Raw genomic sequence first — 16,869 nt, forward strand, 5'->3', positions numbered from 1 at the left:
GCCCGGCGCCCCCCCCCCCACCCCGGGCCCCCCCCCCCGGGCGTGCTTCGCCCCTCAACGTTCTTGCCGACAGGGCTGTTCCGGAATGGGGCGATGCTTCGGGAGTGGCTTATCTCACCGCACGTCAACCCCTTCCTACGGTCGCGTAGGTCACATTCGAAAGGGAATCATGTCCCCTCGTGGCAGACGATTCGAAGAGTGACAGCACATCAGTGATCGGGTCGTACGTGGCGGTGGGGGACAGCTTCACCGAGGGCGTCGGCGACCCCGGCCCGGACGGGGCGTTCGTCGGCTGGGCCGACCGCTTCGCCGTACTTCTCGCCGACCGTCGTCCCGAAGGCGACTTCCAGTACACGAATCTCGCGGTGCGCGGAAAACTGCTCGACCAGATCATGGCCGACCAGGTTCCGCGGGCCGTCGAACTGGCTCCCGCGCTGGTCTCCTTCTGCGCGGGCGGCAACGACATCCTCCGCCCCGGCACCGACCCCGACGAGGTGGCCGAGCGTTTCGAGCAGGCTGTGGCCGCGCTCACGGCGGTCTCCGGCACGGTCCTGGTGACCACGGGGTTCGACACCCGGGGGGTGCCCCTGCTCAAGCATCTGCGCGGAAAGATCGCCACCTACAACGGGCACGTGCGGGCCGTCGCCGACCGGTACGGCTGCCCGGTGCTCGACCTGTGGTCCCTGAGGAGCGTCCAGGACCGCAGGGCCTGGGACGCGGACCGGCTCCACCTGTCGCCCGAGGGGCACACGCGCGTGGCGCTCCGCGCGGGCCAGGCCCTCGGCCTGGACGTCCCGGCCGACCCGGAGCAGCCCTGGCCCCCGCTGCCGCCGCGCGGCAACCTCGACGTCCGACGGGACGACGTCCACTGGGCGCGCGAGTACCTGGTGCCGTGGATAGGGCGCCGACTGCGCGGGGAATCGTCGGGGGACCACGTGACGGCGAAGGGGACGCTGTCCCCGGACGACATCAAGGTGCGGATCGCCTCGGTGGCGTAACGCCGGAGGGGGACGGAGGCGGCGGGCAACAGGCCTGGGCGCGGGGGCGGGAGCGGGCGCCCGCACCCCGCCCCCGCGAGGGGCCGGAGCCCGGTCGGCCCCTCGTCCCGTGCGGCCGGTTCCGTCCCGTCCGACACCGCGGTACCGGCCTGTCCGCACATAATGGGATGTCTGACCGACTCCGCTGGGAGGCATCGTGGCCGGTTTCCGTTCCCAGAGCTCCGGGCTCCGTGCGCTGCGGTCCGCGGCCTTCGGCGCGGACCCGAGTGGGGAGCGCATGGAGCGCATCCGCAGATCCCCGCACTACCGGGACGGGGTGTTCCAGAACCCCGGGGACCCCGTCCGGCCCCGGTCCGAGGGCGCGGCCCGAGACCTGGCGAAGACCTACTTCGACAAGGAGGCCCGGCACAGCCGTGCGCCGCGCGGTACCGTGCCGGTGCACTCCACCACCCTCGCCGACCTGGCCCGGCCGCCGGCCACCGGGCTGCGCCTCACTTGGATGGGCCACTCCAGCGTCCTCACGGAGATGGACGGGCAGCGGGTCCTGTTCGACCCCGTGTGGGGCGAGCGCTGCTCCCCTTTCCCCTTCGTCGGGCCCCGGCGGCTGCACCCGGTGCCCCTGCCGCTGGCCGCGCTCGGCCCGGTCGACGTCGTGGTGATCTCGCACGACCACTACGACCACCTGGACCTGCCCACCATCAAGGCGCTGGCCGGCACGGACACGCTGTTCGCCGTGCCGCTCGGGGTGGGTGCTCATCTGGAGCACTGGGGCGTGTCCGCCGACCGGCTGCGCGAACTGGACTGGTACGAGGCGACGAGGGTCGGCGGACTCACCCTCACGGCCACCCCGGCCCGCCATTTCTGCGGCCGGGGACTGCGCAACGCCCAGCACACCCTGTGGGCCTCCTGGGTCGTGGCAGGTGCGGAGCACCGCGTGTACCACAGCGGCGACACCGGCTACTTCGACGGTTTCAAGGACATCGGCGCCGACCACGGCCCGTTCGACGCGACGATGATCCAGATCGGCGCGTACTCGGACTTCTGGCCCAAGGGCCGACTGGACCCGGTCCCGGGACCGGGCTCCTGGCCCGAGATCCACATGAACCCGGCCGAGGGTATCCAGGCCCATCTTGACCTGCAAAGAGGCCGCCCGGACGGTGTCTTCCTGCCGATCCACTGGGGCACCTTCAACCTGGCGCCGCACCCCTGGGCGGAGCCCGGCGAGTGGACGATGGCGGCCGCCGACGCGGTCGGTCAGCCCGCCGCCTTCCCCGTCCCGGGCCTGCCGTTCGAGCCCGCGGGAGAGCTGCCGACGAAGACGTGGTGGCGGGAGGTGGGACACGTCCCGAACCACAAGTGGCCGCTGCCCGCCCCCGTCACGGCCCCCTCCGCCTCCTCCCACGAGGACCTGGACCTGGTGGGAGAGGAGTGACATAGCCCAGGAGCCCAGGAGCCCAGGAGCTCAGGAGCCATGGCCTGTGCTGCTACGGAGAGTGAGAATTCTGTGGGTCTCCCTCGGGTGTGAAGGATCCCCGGGGGACGCCGTGACGGAGGGACCGCGGCCGCCGCGGCGGTCCCGGGTGAGTGGGCGCCGGAAGGGTGAGGGCCGGGGAGCCATGAGCTCCCCGGCCCTCGGTCTGCGCTCGTGACCGCTTCTGACCAGGCCGGATCGATCTGTGACCGTTTCCGAGTGGCTCTCTGACGAGTTTATCGGTCTGTCGTACGACGCCTCATACCAGAGCGGGACGCTGTCCGGGCAAGTTTGTCAACTCACCACCGCACGTGATGCGGTGGTGACTACGGTGAGTGTCGGTCGGGCGCATCGCGCCCCGGGGTCATGTTCACCGGATCGGATCAGGGAGCGGGGACCGGTACGTGCAGGCAGCAGACGGACGAGGGAGCCGACGGGGAGAGGAGTCCCGTCGGCCGGGCCCGGCCGACGTCTCGGGCGCGACCGGCACCCGGAACCGACGGGCCAGTACCAGTTCGAGGACACCGGTGCCCGGCTCCCGCGCTCCGGCCTCCCGCACGGACCGGCGGGAGGGCGGACGGCACGGACGCCCGTCCTCCCGGCCCGCCCCCGCGCTCCCCGAGACGCAGATACGGCCCCAGCTGCTGCGGCTCGCCGTGCTGCCGCCCGTCGCGGTCGCCCTCAGCGCCTGCGCGGCCGTGCTGTTCACGGTCCGCTCCACCGGGGTACGACCCGGCGCCACGCTGTGGGCCGTGCTCGGCGGCGCGGGGTCGGTGGCCCTCGCCGGCATCGTCATCGCCGCCGTGGCCGCCGACCGTGCCGCCCGCTCCGTGCACGAGAGGGTGGAGAGCCTGCGTCGGAGCACGGCTCGGCGCGAGGTCGACCTGGGTGCTCTGGTGGACGCCCTGCGCCGGGGGGAGGGCCCGCCACCACGGGGACAGCGCGACAGGACGCCGGAGGACGCCGACGACTTCGACCTGCTCGCCGCCGACCTGTCCCGGGCGCACGACGGCGCCGTCACCGCCGTCGTGCAGGCGTCCCAGCTCTCCAGCCAGACGGGCAACGAACAGAAGCTCGAGGTGTTCGTCAACCTGGCCCGGCGCCTGCAGTCCCTGGTCCACCGCGAGATCTCCCTCCTCGACGAGATGGAGAACGAGATCGAGGACCCCGACCTGCTCAAGGGACTCTTCCACGTCGACCATCTCGCCACCCGCATCCGCCGCCACGCCGAGAACCTCGCCGTGCTCGGCGGAGCCGTCTCCCGGCGGCAGTGGAGCAACCCCGTCTCCATGAGCGAGGTGCTGCGCTCGGCCATCGCCGAGGTCGAGCAGTACTCGCGGGTCAAACTCGTCCCGCCGATCGACGGCACCCTGCGCGGGCACGCCGTCGCCGACGTCATCCACCTGCTGGCCGAACTCGTCGAGAACGCCACGCTGTACTCCGCCCCGCACACCCAGGTGCTGCTCCGCGCAGGCCTCGTCACCTCCGGGCTCGCCGTCGAGGTCGAGGACCGCGGACTCGGCATGCCCATGGGCGAGCAGGAACGGATGAACGTCCTGCTCGCCGACCCGGACCAGGTCAATGTGGCCGGCCTGCTGGCCGACGGACGCATCGGTCTGTTCGTGGTCTCGCAGCTCGCGAAGCGGCACGGCATCCAGGTCCGGCTGCAGAGCAACATCTACGGCGGAGTGCAGGCCGTGCTCGTCGTGCCGCAGTCATTGCTGGGCGCGGAGCCGTGGGGCGCGGGGCAGGGCACGGGACAGCCGCGAGAGAACGACGCGGTGCCGGGCGCGGAGCACGGCGGCGGGCCGACGCCCCGGCCCGGGCACCCCGTGCCCACGCCCGGGGGTGTCCCGCTGCCCGGGCCCGCCGAATACGGAACCGGCCCGCTGCCCGATCCGCAGGCGGGCTCCGGACCCGGACCGATGCAGGGGTCCGGGGCGCCCCGCACCCCGGTGCCGCATGCCGCGGGAGAGCGGTCGCACCGCCGCGACCACGCCACCGTTCCGGCCCCGTCGCCCCCCGACGGCGTGGCACCACCCCTGCCGCTGCGGGGTGCCCGCGGGGTACGGCCCAACCCGGCCGAGGCGACCCCCGGCGTCAACCCCGACGACCGGCGGACCCTCGCTGAGAACGGGGCGGGGGCCGCTCTCCTCACCTCGCGCGACGGCACGGTGCGCGGCACCATGGACAAACCCCGGCTGCCCCGCCGCCGTGCCCAGGAGCACCTCGTGCCCCAACTCCGCGACGGCCCCACGCCGCGTCAGGAGACCGAACACGTCGCCGGTCACGATCCCCACCTGATGGCGGCCTTCCAACGGGGCGTCAGCCTCGCCGAAACCCAACAACCCACGGACGCCGGCCACATGGGGCGCGACGACAACGCCGGCGAGCACATGGGGGGCGACCCCACGGGGTCCGTGTCCATGCTGCCGTCACGGCCCATGGACGCCCACCCCATGGATCTGCTCCACACCACGCAGACCCGTGCCACGGAACCTCACACCATGGAGCCCCACACCATGGAGGCGCGCCAGGTGCCCGCGGTGCCCCGGGAAATGCGCGGTGCCCATGACGGGGTGCCCGCGCCCCGCACCGACCACACCGCCCGGGACGACGGGAGCGCACCCGCCGGATGAGCATGCCCGCACCCACCCACAGCGCTCCCGCAGACCTTCGTACCCCAAGGAGTCGATCCACCATGGCGAGCGATGCGCCGACCGCCCACGTGTCCGACCTCGACTGGCTGATGAGCGGCCTCGTGCAACGGGTACCGCACACGTCGAGTGCCGTGCTGCTCTCCTGCGACGGGCTGGTGAAGTCCGTGCACGGCCTCGACGCGGACAGCGCCGACCACATGGCAGCCCTGGCCTCCGGCCTCTACTCGCTCGGCCGCAGCGCCGGCATCCGCTTCGGCGACGGCGGCGAGGTCCGCCAGGTCGTCGTCGAACTCGACTCGACCCTGCTGTTCGTCTCCACCGCCGGTTCCGGCACCTGCCTCGCCGTGCTGGCCGGCCGCGAGGCCGACGCGGCGGTGCTCGGCTACGAGATGGCGATGCTGGTCAAGAGCGTCCGGCCGTATCTGATGACCGCTCCCCGGCAGCCCGCCGCCGAACCCCCGGTGATGAGGCCTTGAACGTGGCGGCGGCCGGCGACGGCCCCTGGTTGGACGACGCGGCCGGGCGGCTGGTGCGCCCCTTCACCGTCAGCGACGGCCGTACCCGCCCCACCGTCGAACTCGGCCTGATGTCGCAGGTGATGGCCACCGGGGCCACCCCTTTCGGCTACCTCGGCCCCGAGCATGCGCAGGCACTCGACCTGTGCCGCGCCCCCCTCCCGGTCGCCGAGGTCGCCGCCCACCTCAAGCTGCCGGTGGCCGTCACCAAGGTGCTGCTGGCGGACCTCGTCGACTGCGGGGGGCTCACCACCAAGCCCCCCGTGTCCGACCACAACCCGACGGACCGGGCCCTTCTGGAGGCAGTGCTCGATGGACTACGACGACAGCTCTGACCGCGGCACCGGCACCGAACCGTTCCCCACCGCGCTCAAGGTCCTGGTGGCGGGCGGGTTCGGCGTGGGCAAGACCACCTTCGTCGGCGCGGTCAGCGAGATCGCGCCGCTCAGCACGGAGGAACTGCTCACCACGGTCAGTGCCGCCACCGACCGGCTCGACGGGATCGAGAACAAGGTCGAGACGACCGTGGCGATGGACTTCGGCCGCATCACCCTGGATCCGGAGCATGTGCTGTACCTGTTCGGCACACCGGGCCAGGAGCGGTTCTGGTTCATGTGGGACGAACTCTGCGAGGGCGCCCTCGGCGCGGTCGTCATCGCCGACACCCGGCGCCTGGAGGAGTGCTTCGCCGCCGTCGACTTCTTCGAGCAGCGCGGCCTCGGTTTCGTCATCGCCGTCAACGAGTTCGACGGTGCCTTCCGCTACGACCCCCAGGAGGTGCGTGCCGCCCTGGACCTGACCGACGAGATCCCCGTCGTGTGCTGCGACGCCCGGATCTCCAGCTCGGGCGTACAGACCCTGCTGACCCTGGTACGCCACCTCATCGCCCACGCCCCGGCCCCTGCCACGGGGTATGGCGCCCATATGTGATCCCCGCACACCGTCAAGGAGCCCGTATATGCGTTTTGCCCATACCCAGGGAGTCCGCCCATGAGCTACGACCCGCCCCGCCCGGCCGGTCGTCTGCTGCTCACCCCCGAGGACAAGGAGGCCCCGGCCCGCACCCGGCGGCTGCGCCGACTGGGCCTGGGCGAGCGCCCCGAGCCCACGCTCGACGCCTTCGCGTACGGCCTCGCCGAGCTCACCGGGGCGGCGTACGCCATGGTCAACTTCCTGAGGGAGGACGGGCAGTTCTTCGCCGGTCTGCACGCCCCGGCGGTCGCGCCCGTGGTCCGCGGCGACGGCACCGGCGCCCTGCTGGGCCGGGCACTGCCCCGCGACCACGGCTTCTGCCCCCATGTGGTGGCCCGGCGCAAGGCACTGGCCCTGGGGGACGTGAGCGACTATCCGCGGTTCGCGGGCAACCCGGTCGTGGACGAGTTCGGGGTGCGCTCCTACCTGGGCGCCCCGCTCATCGACAGCACCGGCATGGTGCTGGGCACCGTGTCGGTCTCCGACATCCAGCCGCGGGCCTGGGGGCAGGCGGGGCTCGCTTCCATCAAGGAGCAGGCCGCGGGGCTCGTCGTACGGCTCGAACGCCTCGAACGCCTCGAAAACCTCGAACACCTGGCACACCTGGAACACGGAGAGATCGACGGGCCGTCGTGGTGAACCCACGGGCCCGGTGGTGGGCAGGTGAGCAGGGGGCCGATGGGGTGACGGCGTGAAGGAAAGCTGCGGCCACGCTTAAGAAATCCTCGATGGACCGGTGAGGGTGGCGTACGGCAGATTGCAGTGCGAATCCACTCCGCCTCCCGGCCTGGGCTGCTCCGGCATGCCCGGGAGCCGGGACTCACCCTCAGGAGCCGTGGCGTTGAAGGCGCTCGTCAAGGAGAAGGCCGAACCCGGGCTGTGGCTCGCGGACGTTCCGGAGCCGGCCGTCGGGCCCGGTGACGTGCTGATCAAAGTGCTGCGCACCGGTATCTGCGGCACCGACCTGCACATCCGGTCCTGGGACGGCTGGGCCCGACAGACGATCAGTACTCCGCTGGTCCTCGGGCACGAATTCGTCGGCGAGGTCGTCGAGACGGGGCGGGACGTCGACGAGATCAAGACCGGTGACCGGGTCAGCGGCGAGGGCCACCTCGTGTGCGGCAAGTGCCGCAACTGCCTGGCCGGACGACGGCACCTGTGCCGCGCCACCATCGGGCTCGGCGTCGGCCGCGACGGCGCGTTCGCCGAGTACGTCGCGCTGCCCGCGACCAACGTCTGGGTGCACCGTGTGCCCGTCGACCTCGACGTCGCCGCGATCTTCGACCCGTTCGGCAACGCCGTGCACACCGCCCTGTCCTTTCCGCTCGTCGGGGAGGACGTCCTGATCACCGGCGCCGGACCGATCGGCCTGATGGCCGCCGCCGTGGCCCGGCACGCCGGAGCCCGCCATGTCATGATCACCGACGTCAGCGAGGAGCGTCTGGAACTCGCCCGCAAGATCGGCGTGAGCCTGGCGCTGAACGTGGGGGAGTCGGCCATCGCCGACGGGCAGCAGATCCTCGGTCTGCGCGAGGGGTTCGACGTCGGCCTGGAGATGTCCGGCCGCCCCGAGGCGATGCGGGACATGATCGCCAACATGACCCACGGCGGCCGGATCGCGATGCTGGGTCTGCCGGCCGAGGAGTTCCCGGTCGACTGGGCCCGGATCGTCACCTCGATGATCACCCTCAAGGGCATCTACGGCCGTGAGATGTTCGAGACCTGGTACGCCATGTCGGTGCTGCTGGAGGGCGGCCTGGACCTCGCCCCCGTGATCACCGGCCGGTACTCCCACCGCGACTTCGAGGCGGCGTTCGAGGACGCGGCGAGCGGCCGCGGCGGCAAGATCATCCTCGACTGGACGTCCTGACCCCGGCACCCCGTCCCGGGCACCCCCGCCCCGGCGCCCGCCCGACACCTTCCTCTTCTTCGGCATCCACCTCATCCGCGAGCACCTTCATCCAGGAGCCTTCCCATGTTCGACTCCGTGCGCGACGACCTCCGCACCACCCTCGACGAGATCCGCGCCGCCGGACTGCACAAGCCCGAGCGGGTGATCGGCACCCCGCAGTCCGCCACCGTGAACGTCACCGCGGGCGGCCGGCCCGGTGAGGTCCTCAACTTCTGCGCCAACAACTACCTCGGCCTCGCCGACCACCCCGAGGTGCTCGCCGCCGCCCACGAGGCCCTCGACCGCTGGGGCTACGGCATGGCGTCGGTGCGCTTCATCTGCGGCACGCAGGAGGTGCACAAGGAGCTGGAGGCCCGGCTGTCGGCGTTCCTCGGCCAGGAGGACACGATCCTCTACTCGTCCTGCTTCGACGCCAACGGCGGCGTGTTCGAGACGCTGCTCGGCCCGGACGACGCGGTGATCTCCGACGCGCTCAACCACGCGTCGATCATCGACGGCATCCGGCTGTCCAAGGCCCGCCGCTTCCGTTACGCCAACCGTGACATGGCGGACCTGGAGCGCCAGTTGAAGGAGGCCGCCGAGGGCGGGGCGCGACGCAAGCTGATCGTCACCGACGGCGTCTTCTCCATGGACGGCCATGTCGCGCCGCTGGACGAGATCTGCGACCTCGCCGACCGCCACGACGCCATGGTCATGGTCGACGACTCGCACGCCGTGGGCTTCGTCGGACCCGGCGGACGCGGCACCCCCGAACTGCACGGCGTCATGGACCGCGTCGACATCCTCACCGGCACCCTCGGCAAGGCGCTCGGCGGCGCCTCCGGCGGCTATGTCGCCGCCCGCGCGGAGATCGTCGCCCTGCTGCGCCAGCGTTCCCGGCCGTACCTGTTCTCGAACACCCTCGCCCCGGTGATCGCGGCGGCCTCGCTGAAGGTCCTCGACCTGCTGGAGTCCGCGGACGACCTGAGGGTCCGGCTGGGTGAGAACACCGCCCTGTTCCGCCGCCGGATGACCGGCGAGGGCTTCGACATCCTCCCCGGCGACCACCCCATCGTCCCGGTGATGATCGGCGACGCGGCCCGCGCGGGACGCCTGGCGGAGCTGCTGCTGGAACGCGGTGTGTACGTGATCGGCTTCTCCTACCCCGTGGTGCCCGAGGGACAGGCCCGGATCAGGGTCCAGCTGTCCGCGGCCCACTCCACCGAGGACGTGAACCGCGCGGTGGACGCCTTCGTGGCGGCGCGGGCGGAGCTCGACGCCTGAGCGGAGCGCGGTGGCGTTCGAGGGGATCTGAGAGAATCCGGTCTCATGATCGAGGCACGGCGGCTCCACATCCTGCGTGCGGTGGCCGACCACCGCACGGTCACGGCGGCTGCCGCCGCGCTGTACCTGACCCCCTCGGCCGTGTCCCAGCAACTGACCGCGCTGGAGCAGGAGACCGGCCACCGGCTGGTGGAGCGCAGCGCCAAGGGGGTACGGCTGACGCCGGCCGGCGAGATCCTGCTCGACCACACCCACGTGGTCTTCGCCCAGCTGGAGCGGGCCGCGGCCGAACTCGCCGACTACAGTTCGGGCGCGGCCGGCACCCTCACCGTCGCCTCCTTCGCGACCGGGATCGCCCAGGTCGTCGTGCCCGCTCTGGTCCGCCTCGCCGCCACGGCTCCCGGTATCCGCATCCACGTCCAGGACGCCGAGGGCGACGCCAGCCTGCCGATGCTGCTGGACCGGCAGATCGACGTCGCCGTGGCCGTCGAGTACCGGGGAGCGCCGTCCGCCGACGACCCGCGGCTGACCCACGTACCGCTGTACGCGGAGCCCTTCGACGCGGTCGTCCCCGTCAGCCACCGGCTGGCCGACACCGCCGAGGTGCCGCTCGCCGAGCTGGCCAAGGACCCGTGGATCGGCCCCTACCCCGGCAACCCCTGCCATGACGTGCTCGTCCTGGCCTGCGAGAACGCCGGATTCCAGCCCCGCCTGGAGCACACTTCTGACGACTTCCGCGCGGTGGTGGCGCTGGCCTCGGCGGACGTGGGTGTCGCCCTGGTCCCGCGCTCGGCGCTGCGCGGCACGGACCTGACGGGTGTCGTCGTCCGCCCCGTCGACGGCGTGGCACCCACCCGCCGGGTCTTCGCCGCCGTACGCCGGGGAGCCGAGGAGCACCCGCTGATCCGCCCGGTGCTGGACGCACTGAGTGAGGCCGCCGGAGCACCGTAGGCGACCGGCCCCGTCCCGTGACCGGTTGTCAGTGGCAGTCGCTACGGTGCCTGACATGCCGGATGCCGAAGACGTACGACGGATCGCCCTGTCCCTGCCGGACACCACGGAGAAGATCGCGTGGAGCATGCCCACGTTCCGGGTCGCGGGGAAGATGTTCGCCACCCTGCCCGAGGACGAGACGTCCATCGCCGTGCGCTGTCCCAAGGAGGAGCGCGACGAACTGGCCCTCGCCGAACCGGAGAAGTTCTGGATCGCGGACCACGAGGCGCAGTTCGCCTGGGTCAGGGCGCGCCTCGCCGCCCTCGACGGCGAGGACGAACTGCGTGACATCCTCGCCGACTCCTGGCGCCAGGCGGCCCCGCCCCGGCTGCTCGAGGCGTATCCCCGGCTGGGGCTGCCGTCCGTGGGCTGAACACCGGCGGGCGTTGCCATTCGTTCACCCCGAGACGAAGCCCGTGATCCGCTCCCGGAGTGAGGTGGCGTCGAGACCGTGCGCTGCGACGTGCTCCTCGAGCTGCCCGTACCGTCGCAGTTCCCGCCGCCCCACGCCCAGCCCCAGCACCCGGTGCGGTACGTCGGACAAGGCGTCGTTCGCCCGCGCCACCGACGTACCCGCCAGGTACGGCTCGACGAGGACGACGTCCGTCCCGGCGGTCCCGGTGGCCCGCCGCAGCGCGGCCGCGTCGAAGGGCCGGACGGTGGTGGCGTACAGGACGGTGACGTCGAGCCCCTCCGTGGCCGCGAGGACGGCCTCCAGAACGGGCCCCACGGCGACCACCACCGCGGAGCGGCCCTCGCGGACGGTGCGGAAGCGCTCACCGTCCACCGGCAGCGGGTGCGCGTTGGACTGCAGGGACAGCCGCACGTACACCTTGTCGTCCCCGGCGGCCACCGCGTGCCGCAGCAGCGTCTCGGCCTCGTCCGGATGCCCCGGCACATGCACGGTCCAGCCGTCCAGGGTGTCCAGCAGTGCCACGTCACCGGGCGCCATGTGTGTGTAACCGCCGGCCGGCCAGTCGAAGGACGCGGCGGCGCTCACCAGCACGGCACCCGCGCCCTGGTGCCCGAGATCCAGCTTGACCTGCTCGAAGGGCCGCTCGACGAGGAAGCTGGCGAACGTGTGCACGACGGGTCGCAGGCCGGTGAGCGCCATTCCGGCGGCGGCCCCCACCAGGAGCTGCTCCCGGATGCCGACGTTGACGACCCGGTCCGGGTGCCGGCGCAGCGCCTCGGTGAAGCCGTCCTTGCCGATCTCGGCGAGGACCACCGCGACCCGGGGGTCCTCGTCGAGCAGCCGGGTGACGACAGGGGCGAAACGGTCACGCATGGTGTCCACGGAAGTCAGTCCTTTCCATACCGCATACCGAACTTGACTGAAAGAAGGGGAGGGGTCACGCGTACTTCGGCTCGACCCGAGCCACCACCACGTGCGGGCGGCCCGGATGCGGCGCGGTGAACGCGGCGTACAGCGCCTCGTGGTCACGGCCGTCGACGGTGAGCGCGGACCAGCCGGCCGCCTCGAAACGCGCGACGATCCCGCCGGGCCGGGCGTGACTGGCGGAGGAGTTGTCGACGACTACGGTGTGCAGCCGTTCCAGACCGGCCGGCCCGGCGAAGGCGATCGCCTCGTGGTTGCTGCCCTCGTCCAGTTCGGCGTCCCCGATCAGCGTCCATACCCCCGGTCCGTCCAGCCCCTGCGCGCGCAGCCCCAGCGCCGTCCCGACCGCGATCGGCAGCCCGTGCCCCAGTGAGCCGCTGCCGATCTCGGCCCCCGGCACCAGCACCCGGTCGGGGTGGTGGCCGAGCGGGGAGTCGTACGAGCCGAAGCCCGGCAGCCACTCCACCGGCAGGAAGCCCTTGGCGGCCAGCACGGCGTAGTACGCCATCGGCCCGTGCCCCTTCGACAGCAGGAACCTGTCCCGGTCCTGGGCGTCCGTCCGTTCCGGCGAGACGCGCAGCACCCGGTCGTAGAGCACCCACAGCACGTCCAGCGTGGAGGTGGCGGCCGGCCCGTGCTTCTCGTCGCCGGTCATCAGGCCCATCAGCCCCGGCAGATCCGCGAACCCGTACGTACGTGTGTGTTCCTCGGTGATCGTCATACGGCGATCGTGCAACCTCAACCAAACTTCAGGTCAAGCCCCGCCGTGCAAACGGGTGCGCGATCACCGTCCCGAGTGCGGTATTGTTTCCGTGCGCGTTGATCCCGGGGAATCCCCAGGTCAGACGGGCATCGGGACGTGGCGCAGCTTGGTAGCGCACTTGACTGGGGGTCAAGGGGTCGCAGGTTCAAATCCTGTCGTCCCGACTCGTGAGAGTCACAGGTCAGGGCCGGTTTCGGAGCAATCCGAAACCGGCCTTTGACCATTGTTGGGGACCAGTTGGGGACCGGCGTGTTCCGGCTTGCCGACGATGAGCGGCAGGCGACTGACGTGAGCACGTTCGGCGGCGTCGGCATCATCGGCTGTTTGCGTGACGGTGGTGCCCCTCCGCCGTCCGTCACCTGATCGGTGAGCCGGACGCCGCCCGGACCCTCCGCGGCCGGATCGACGACCAGTTGGCCGGGACCCGGTCGTGCCGCGCTTCGGCGAAGGCGCACTCGTCCGGTAGCCGCGGTCGGCGTGTGCGTGAGGACTGCTACTCGGCGGGTGTGATCAGGCCGTAGTGGCCGTCGTAGCGGTGGTACAGCACATTGCCGCGCCCGGTGGTCTCGTCGGCGAAGAACACGAACGGGAATCCGGTGGCCTCCAGGCGCTGCTGTGCTTCGGCCACGTTCATCCGGGGTGCCGGGAGCTCGCTGACGGTCAGTGGTACGGCCACGTTGCCTTCCGGGCGCGGGTGGGGGTGCACCTGGGCGAGCCGGTAGCCGGTCGGCCCGGCATGGTAGAGAACGCTGTCCTCGCCGGAGTCGGCGGCGGTGAACAGATGGAAGCGGTAGTCCATCGACTCCAGTTCGAAGGCCGCTTCTTCCGGTGTCTCCCGGGCGAGGGAGAAGGACTTGTGGCGGACGACCTGCCGCTCCTCCACTGGTCGCGGATAGTAGTCGGGGCGGTGGGCGGGTTCACTGCCGTGCCGCCACTCGTGCGGGCTGGGCACGGGCATCCGGCCCCGGCGGGCCTCCCAGTGCTCGGCCAGCCGGGCCAGTCGTTCCGCCAGCCGGTCCTGGAGCAGGTCCACGGCCTCGGTGGCGGACCTCGCCGCAACGTGCGCACGGGCGGGCCGACCGTTGACGTCCAGGTTGGCCTGGGCGATCACCGGGCGCTCCACGGCCGGGTTCGCCGTACGGTTCAGCCTCACCCGGGCGAACAGAACCGGTTCCCGCGTCTGGCCAAGGACGGCCCGTACCTTGTCCCGCGCGTACGCGGCCGCGTCCGGTGGCAGCTGCCCGCGGGTCTCCACCTGGACCTCGGGAGTCTGCTGGAAAGCGGATCGTTTCATGGCGAACTCCTCCAAGTGTCCCTTTCCATGCTTATTCCCCACCGCCTGTGCGCGGAAGACCGAAGGCCCCCTTGGCCCCGGTTGGCGGATCTTCCCGGCCGGGACCGCACGGCGAGCCGAGTCCTGAACGGCCCACTTGGTGCCTTCGATCCTGCCGACGGCGCAAAAAGCGTCGATCCTGGAACTGGGACGCCCGCTCACGGGCCGCGCCTCTTCGCATTCCGGGAACGGCCCCGCCCGGGGGCCGTCCTTCCGTCAAGGGAGCCGTCCGTTGATCACTTCAGGTGCTCCTTGAACGCCATGGCGCGGCCGTGACGCTCTTCCACCTGTTCACGGATGATCCCGCAGAGTATCCCGGTCAGTTCGTCCGCGGAGCCGGCGCCGAGGGCACGTTCGGCAGCCGGTATCACCGGTCCGACATCGAGCCCGGCCGGCTTGAGCCCCGTGAAGGGAGCTCCTTCCCCGGAGCGGTGTACGCGGACGACCGTCTCGAAGAACCAGCGGTCGGCCACTTCCTGCGCCTCTTGGCCGAGAGTCCGCGCCTTGGTGGTGAGGCCGAACGCCTCACGGACTTCTGGCTCTCCTGCCTCGGGCACGTAGGGCAGGATCTGGTCGACATCCCTTCCTTCCAGGGCTTTGCGCGCAGCCGTCACGACGGGACCGTCGAGAGGAATCACAGTGCGGTGGCATCGCCGATCACTCCTTTCGCGGCTTACCTCCATCATCGGTTGACACCGGTTGTCCAGTCTTCAGGACCCGACCAACCTCAACGGCTCGCCGAGCCGTCGTGCAGCGGTGTACCAGGCCCGGGTCAGCCCGTCGCGGGCCACGGCGAGGGCCCGGGCCTGTTCGCTGCTGAGGCGCAGCGGTGCTCCGACGTGCACATACAGTTTCGGGCGGTGCAGCGGAGCGGTGAGCAGCCTGGCCACCTGCTGGACGAGGCCGCCTGATGCCAGTGCACGGGCTCCGGCCTGTCCGAGCGGCACGACCGGGGCGCCGGTCGAGTGCGCGAGGTGGAAGAGGCCCGGATGGAAGGGCCGGGGCGGGGCTTCGCGAGCGCCCTTGCGGTGCGGGAGCCCACCCTCCGGGTAGAGCAGGACGGACCGGCCCGCGGCCAGTGCGGCTTGGGCGTCCTGCAGCGCTTGGGCGGCCCGCGGGTCGTGACGGTGAACCGGGATGTGCCCCTCCCAGGTCAGGGCGCGGCCGAGCACGGGGACGCGCCACAGCCCCGCAGCCGCGAGGACGATGGGTTCGGTGCCGAGGCGGTGCAGCGCGGCGAGCACGATCGCAGGATCGCTGAGGGAGGTGTGGTTGGCGATGATGATGCTGCCCGCAGGCGGTGCGGCACCGGTTTCCGTGGTGACTTTCAGATGGCCGAACACGGGTACCACGATGCCTGCGAGGTGACTGAGCACGACACCACTCTCAACGCGGCGACCTCGGCAGGAAGGCGGGTCACCGCTGTGGTGCACCGGCTGTGGTGTCGGTTTCGGGGCGGAGGTGATTCGTGACGTCGATGACTCCGTCGACGCTCTCGGACAGGCGTATCGCGATGGGGATGAGGCTCTCCTGCAGCACGGTGCCGCTGAGCGTCACCCGGCCGTCGGTGACCTGGACGGTGACCGTGCCGGGGTCCAGGCCGAGGGTGCGGGTCAGGATGTCCGTCGTGATCTCCTCTCTGATCGTGAGGTCTCGCCGGAGGAAGACCCGCAGGAGGTCGCTGCGGCTGACGATGCCCACCAACCGGCCGGAGTCGTCCACGACGGGCAGCCGTTTGACGTGGTGGCGGGCCATGGCACGGGCTGCCTCCACGACCGACCCCTGGGGTCGGGTCGTGACGGCGGGGCTGGTCATCAGTTCCTCGGCGGTCAGCGCGTGGGCCTTGGCGCGTTCCGCGGGCAGCAGGTGGGCGGCGACCAGATGTCCGCCCGGATCGGCCTGGCTCTCCTGTTTGCGCAGCAGGTCCGCCTCCGACACCACGCCGACCGGGCGGCCCTGGTCGTCGACGACGGGTACCGCGGTGATGTCGTGCTCCGCGAGGTGCTCGGCGATGTCCTTGAAGCCCGTCTCCCGCCGCACACTCACGACGGCCGAGGTCATGAGGTCTCCGACCAGGCGATGCAGCATGTCCCGCTCCCTCCTCGGACGCTCGCGGCAAGTCCTCTCTCCACTGTCCGCCCCACGGGGAGTGCCCGCACTGCCGACGCGTCCGGCCACCCCTGCTCGCCTGCCTGAGCGGGCGGCGCGGTCACCGGCGGCGAACGCACCGGGTCCGTGATCACGGCCCCCGCCTAACCGAGGACCCGCTTGCAGGTCGACCGGGAGCACCGGGAAGTTGCGAGGTGCGGGACGCCGAAGGAAAGCCCCGACCGAACCGGATCACCGCCGTGCACTGCGCGTCTTCGCCGTCGCTGCCGAACCGTCGTCCCGGTACAGCCGGTCGGGGCCGACGAGCACCACCTGTCCGTCGGCCCCGGCCGCGTGGAGCGCGGGGGTGAAGCCGACGCCGCCGTAGCAGGCGGGGCGGGCGTGGGTGATGCCCTCGCCGCGGGCGGCGAGCAGCCCGAGGAGGCGACGGACGTGTTCCAGGTGGGGCAGGTCCATGACCTCGTCCCAGCGCGCCACCCCCACCGACAGCAGCGGTCCGGGACGGGCGTCGGCCCGGCCGCGTACGACCACCTCCGCTGCC

General features: G+C 71.7%; 17 protein-coding genes, 1 tRNA gene and 1 pseudogene. 12 read left to right on the plus strand and 7 right to left on the minus strand.

Annotated elements, in window-relative coordinates:
* The first annotated feature begins 212 nt into the window (after positions 1-212).
* The 11 genes from AB0I73_RS36915 to AB0I73_RS36965 all read left to right on the plus strand — a co-directional run bounded on the left by AB0I73_RS36915 (position 213) and on the right by AB0I73_RS36965 (position 11,157).
* Positions 213-998, plus strand: a complete 786-nt coding sequence (locus AB0I73_RS36915) for an SGNH/GDSL hydrolase family protein (RefSeq protein WP_363044810.1) — start codon at positions 213-215, stop codon at positions 996-998.
* Positions 999-1,194: 196 nt separating this feature from the next.
* Entirely contained in the window at positions 1,195-2,430 is a 1,236-nt protein-coding gene (locus tag AB0I73_RS36920) for an MBL fold metallo-hydrolase (protein WP_363044797.1), read from the plus strand.
* 566 nt (positions 2,431-2,996) lie between these two features.
* A complete protein-coding gene (locus AB0I73_RS36925) occupies positions 2,997-5,108 on the plus strand; it encodes an ATP-binding protein (protein ID WP_363044798.1) in 2,112 nt (703 codons plus the stop codon).
* A gap of 62 nt (positions 5,109-5,170) precedes the next feature.
* Entirely contained in the window at positions 5,171-5,605 is a 435-nt protein-coding gene (locus tag AB0I73_RS36930; protein WP_363044799.1) for a roadblock/LC7 domain-containing protein, read from the plus strand.
* A gap of 2 nt (positions 5,606-5,607) precedes the next feature.
* Positions 5,608-5,979 (plus strand): DUF742 domain-containing protein, encoded by a 372-nt coding sequence (locus AB0I73_RS36935; RefSeq protein WP_363044811.1) that lies wholly within the window; start codon positions 5,608-5,610, stop codon positions 5,977-5,979.
* Complete coding sequence (locus AB0I73_RS36940; protein ID WP_363044800.1) at positions 5,957-6,574, plus strand: ATP/GTP-binding protein; 618 nt, start codon at positions 5,957-5,959, stop codon at positions 6,572-6,574. Before AB0I73_RS36935 ends, AB0I73_RS36940 begins: the two co-directional genes overlap by 23 nt.
* Before the next feature lie 60 nt (positions 6,575-6,634).
* The gene (locus AB0I73_RS36945) at positions 6,635-7,255 is read left to right on the plus strand and encodes a GAF domain-containing protein (protein ID WP_363044801.1); all 621 of its coding nucleotides are present in this window, start codon (positions 6,635-6,637) and stop codon (positions 7,253-7,255) included.
* Between the two features lie 202 nt (positions 7,256-7,457).
* Positions 7,458-8,486, plus strand: a complete 1,029-nt coding sequence (gene tdh, locus AB0I73_RS36950; protein WP_109376188.1) for an L-threonine 3-dehydrogenase — start codon at positions 7,458-7,460, stop codon at positions 8,484-8,486.
* Positions 8,487-8,591: 105 nt separating this feature from the next.
* Positions 8,592-9,791: a glycine C-acetyltransferase gene (locus AB0I73_RS36955; protein ID WP_363044802.1), complete on the plus strand. Its 1,200-nt coding sequence runs from the start codon at positions 8,592-8,594 to the stop codon at positions 9,789-9,791.
* Positions 9,792-9,836: 45 nt separating this feature from the next.
* On the plus strand, positions 9,837-10,742 hold the full coding sequence (locus AB0I73_RS36960; protein ID WP_363044803.1) for a LysR family transcriptional regulator: 906 nt from the start codon (positions 9,837-9,839) through the stop codon (positions 10,740-10,742).
* 55 nt (positions 10,743-10,797) lie between these two features.
* Complete coding sequence (locus AB0I73_RS36965) at positions 10,798-11,157, plus strand: MmcQ/YjbR family DNA-binding protein (RefSeq protein WP_181383317.1); 360 nt, start codon at positions 10,798-10,800, stop codon at positions 11,155-11,157.
* 24 nt (positions 11,158-11,181) lie between these two features.
* On the opposite strand, the gene AB0I73_RS36970 is transcribed toward AB0I73_RS36965, so the two are convergent.
* Together AB0I73_RS36970 and AB0I73_RS36975 are read right to left on the minus strand one after the other, a co-directional pair.
* Positions 11,182-12,081 (minus strand): transketolase, encoded by a 900-nt coding sequence (locus AB0I73_RS36970; RefSeq protein ID WP_363044804.1) that lies wholly within the window; start codon positions 12,079-12,081, stop codon positions 11,182-11,184.
* A 55-nt stretch (positions 12,082-12,136) separates the two neighbouring features.
* Positions 12,137-12,844, minus strand: a complete 708-nt coding sequence (locus AB0I73_RS36975; RefSeq protein WP_363044805.1) for a transketolase — start codon at positions 12,842-12,844, stop codon at positions 12,137-12,139.
* A gap of 132 nt (positions 12,845-12,976) precedes the next feature.
* Between AB0I73_RS36975 and AB0I73_RS36980 the strand changes: the two genes are divergently transcribed.
* Positions 12,977-13,050 (plus strand) — tRNA-Pro (locus AB0I73_RS36980).
* 329 nt (positions 13,051-13,379) lie between these two features.
* Here the strand turns inward: AB0I73_RS36980 and AB0I73_RS36985 are convergent.
* The 5 genes and pseudogenes from AB0I73_RS36985 to AB0I73_RS37005 all read right to left on the minus strand — a co-directional run.
* Positions 13,380-14,180 (minus strand): sigma 54 modulation/S30EA ribosomal C-terminal domain-containing protein, encoded by an 801-nt coding sequence (locus AB0I73_RS36985; RefSeq protein WP_363044806.1) that lies wholly within the window; start codon positions 14,178-14,180, stop codon positions 13,380-13,382.
* Positions 14,181-14,455: 275 nt separating this feature from the next.
* The gene (locus AB0I73_RS36990) at positions 14,456-14,833 is read right to left on the minus strand and encodes a DUF6448 family protein (protein WP_363044807.1); all 378 of its coding nucleotides are present in this window, start codon (positions 14,831-14,833) and stop codon (positions 14,456-14,458) included.
* Positions 14,834-14,929: 96 nt separating this feature from the next.
* Entirely contained in the window at positions 14,930-15,595 is a 666-nt protein-coding gene (locus AB0I73_RS36995; protein ID WP_363044808.1) for a lysophospholipid acyltransferase family protein, read from the minus strand.
* A 40-nt stretch (positions 15,596-15,635) separates the two neighbouring features.
* The gene (locus tag AB0I73_RS37000; protein WP_363044809.1) at positions 15,636-16,307 is read right to left on the minus strand and encodes a CBS domain-containing protein; all 672 of its coding nucleotides are present in this window, start codon (positions 16,305-16,307) and stop codon (positions 15,636-15,638) included.
* 252 nt (positions 16,308-16,559) lie between these two features.
* Positions 16,560-16,869, minus strand: a pseudogene (locus AB0I73_RS37005) (hypothetical protein); the annotation flags it as partial.

Origin of the sequence: Streptomyces sp. NPDC050388, from assembly GCF_040655635.1 — a bacterium.
In the GTDB taxonomy this organism is placed as follows: domain Bacteria; phylum Actinomycetota; class Actinomycetes; order Streptomycetales; family Streptomycetaceae; genus Streptomyces.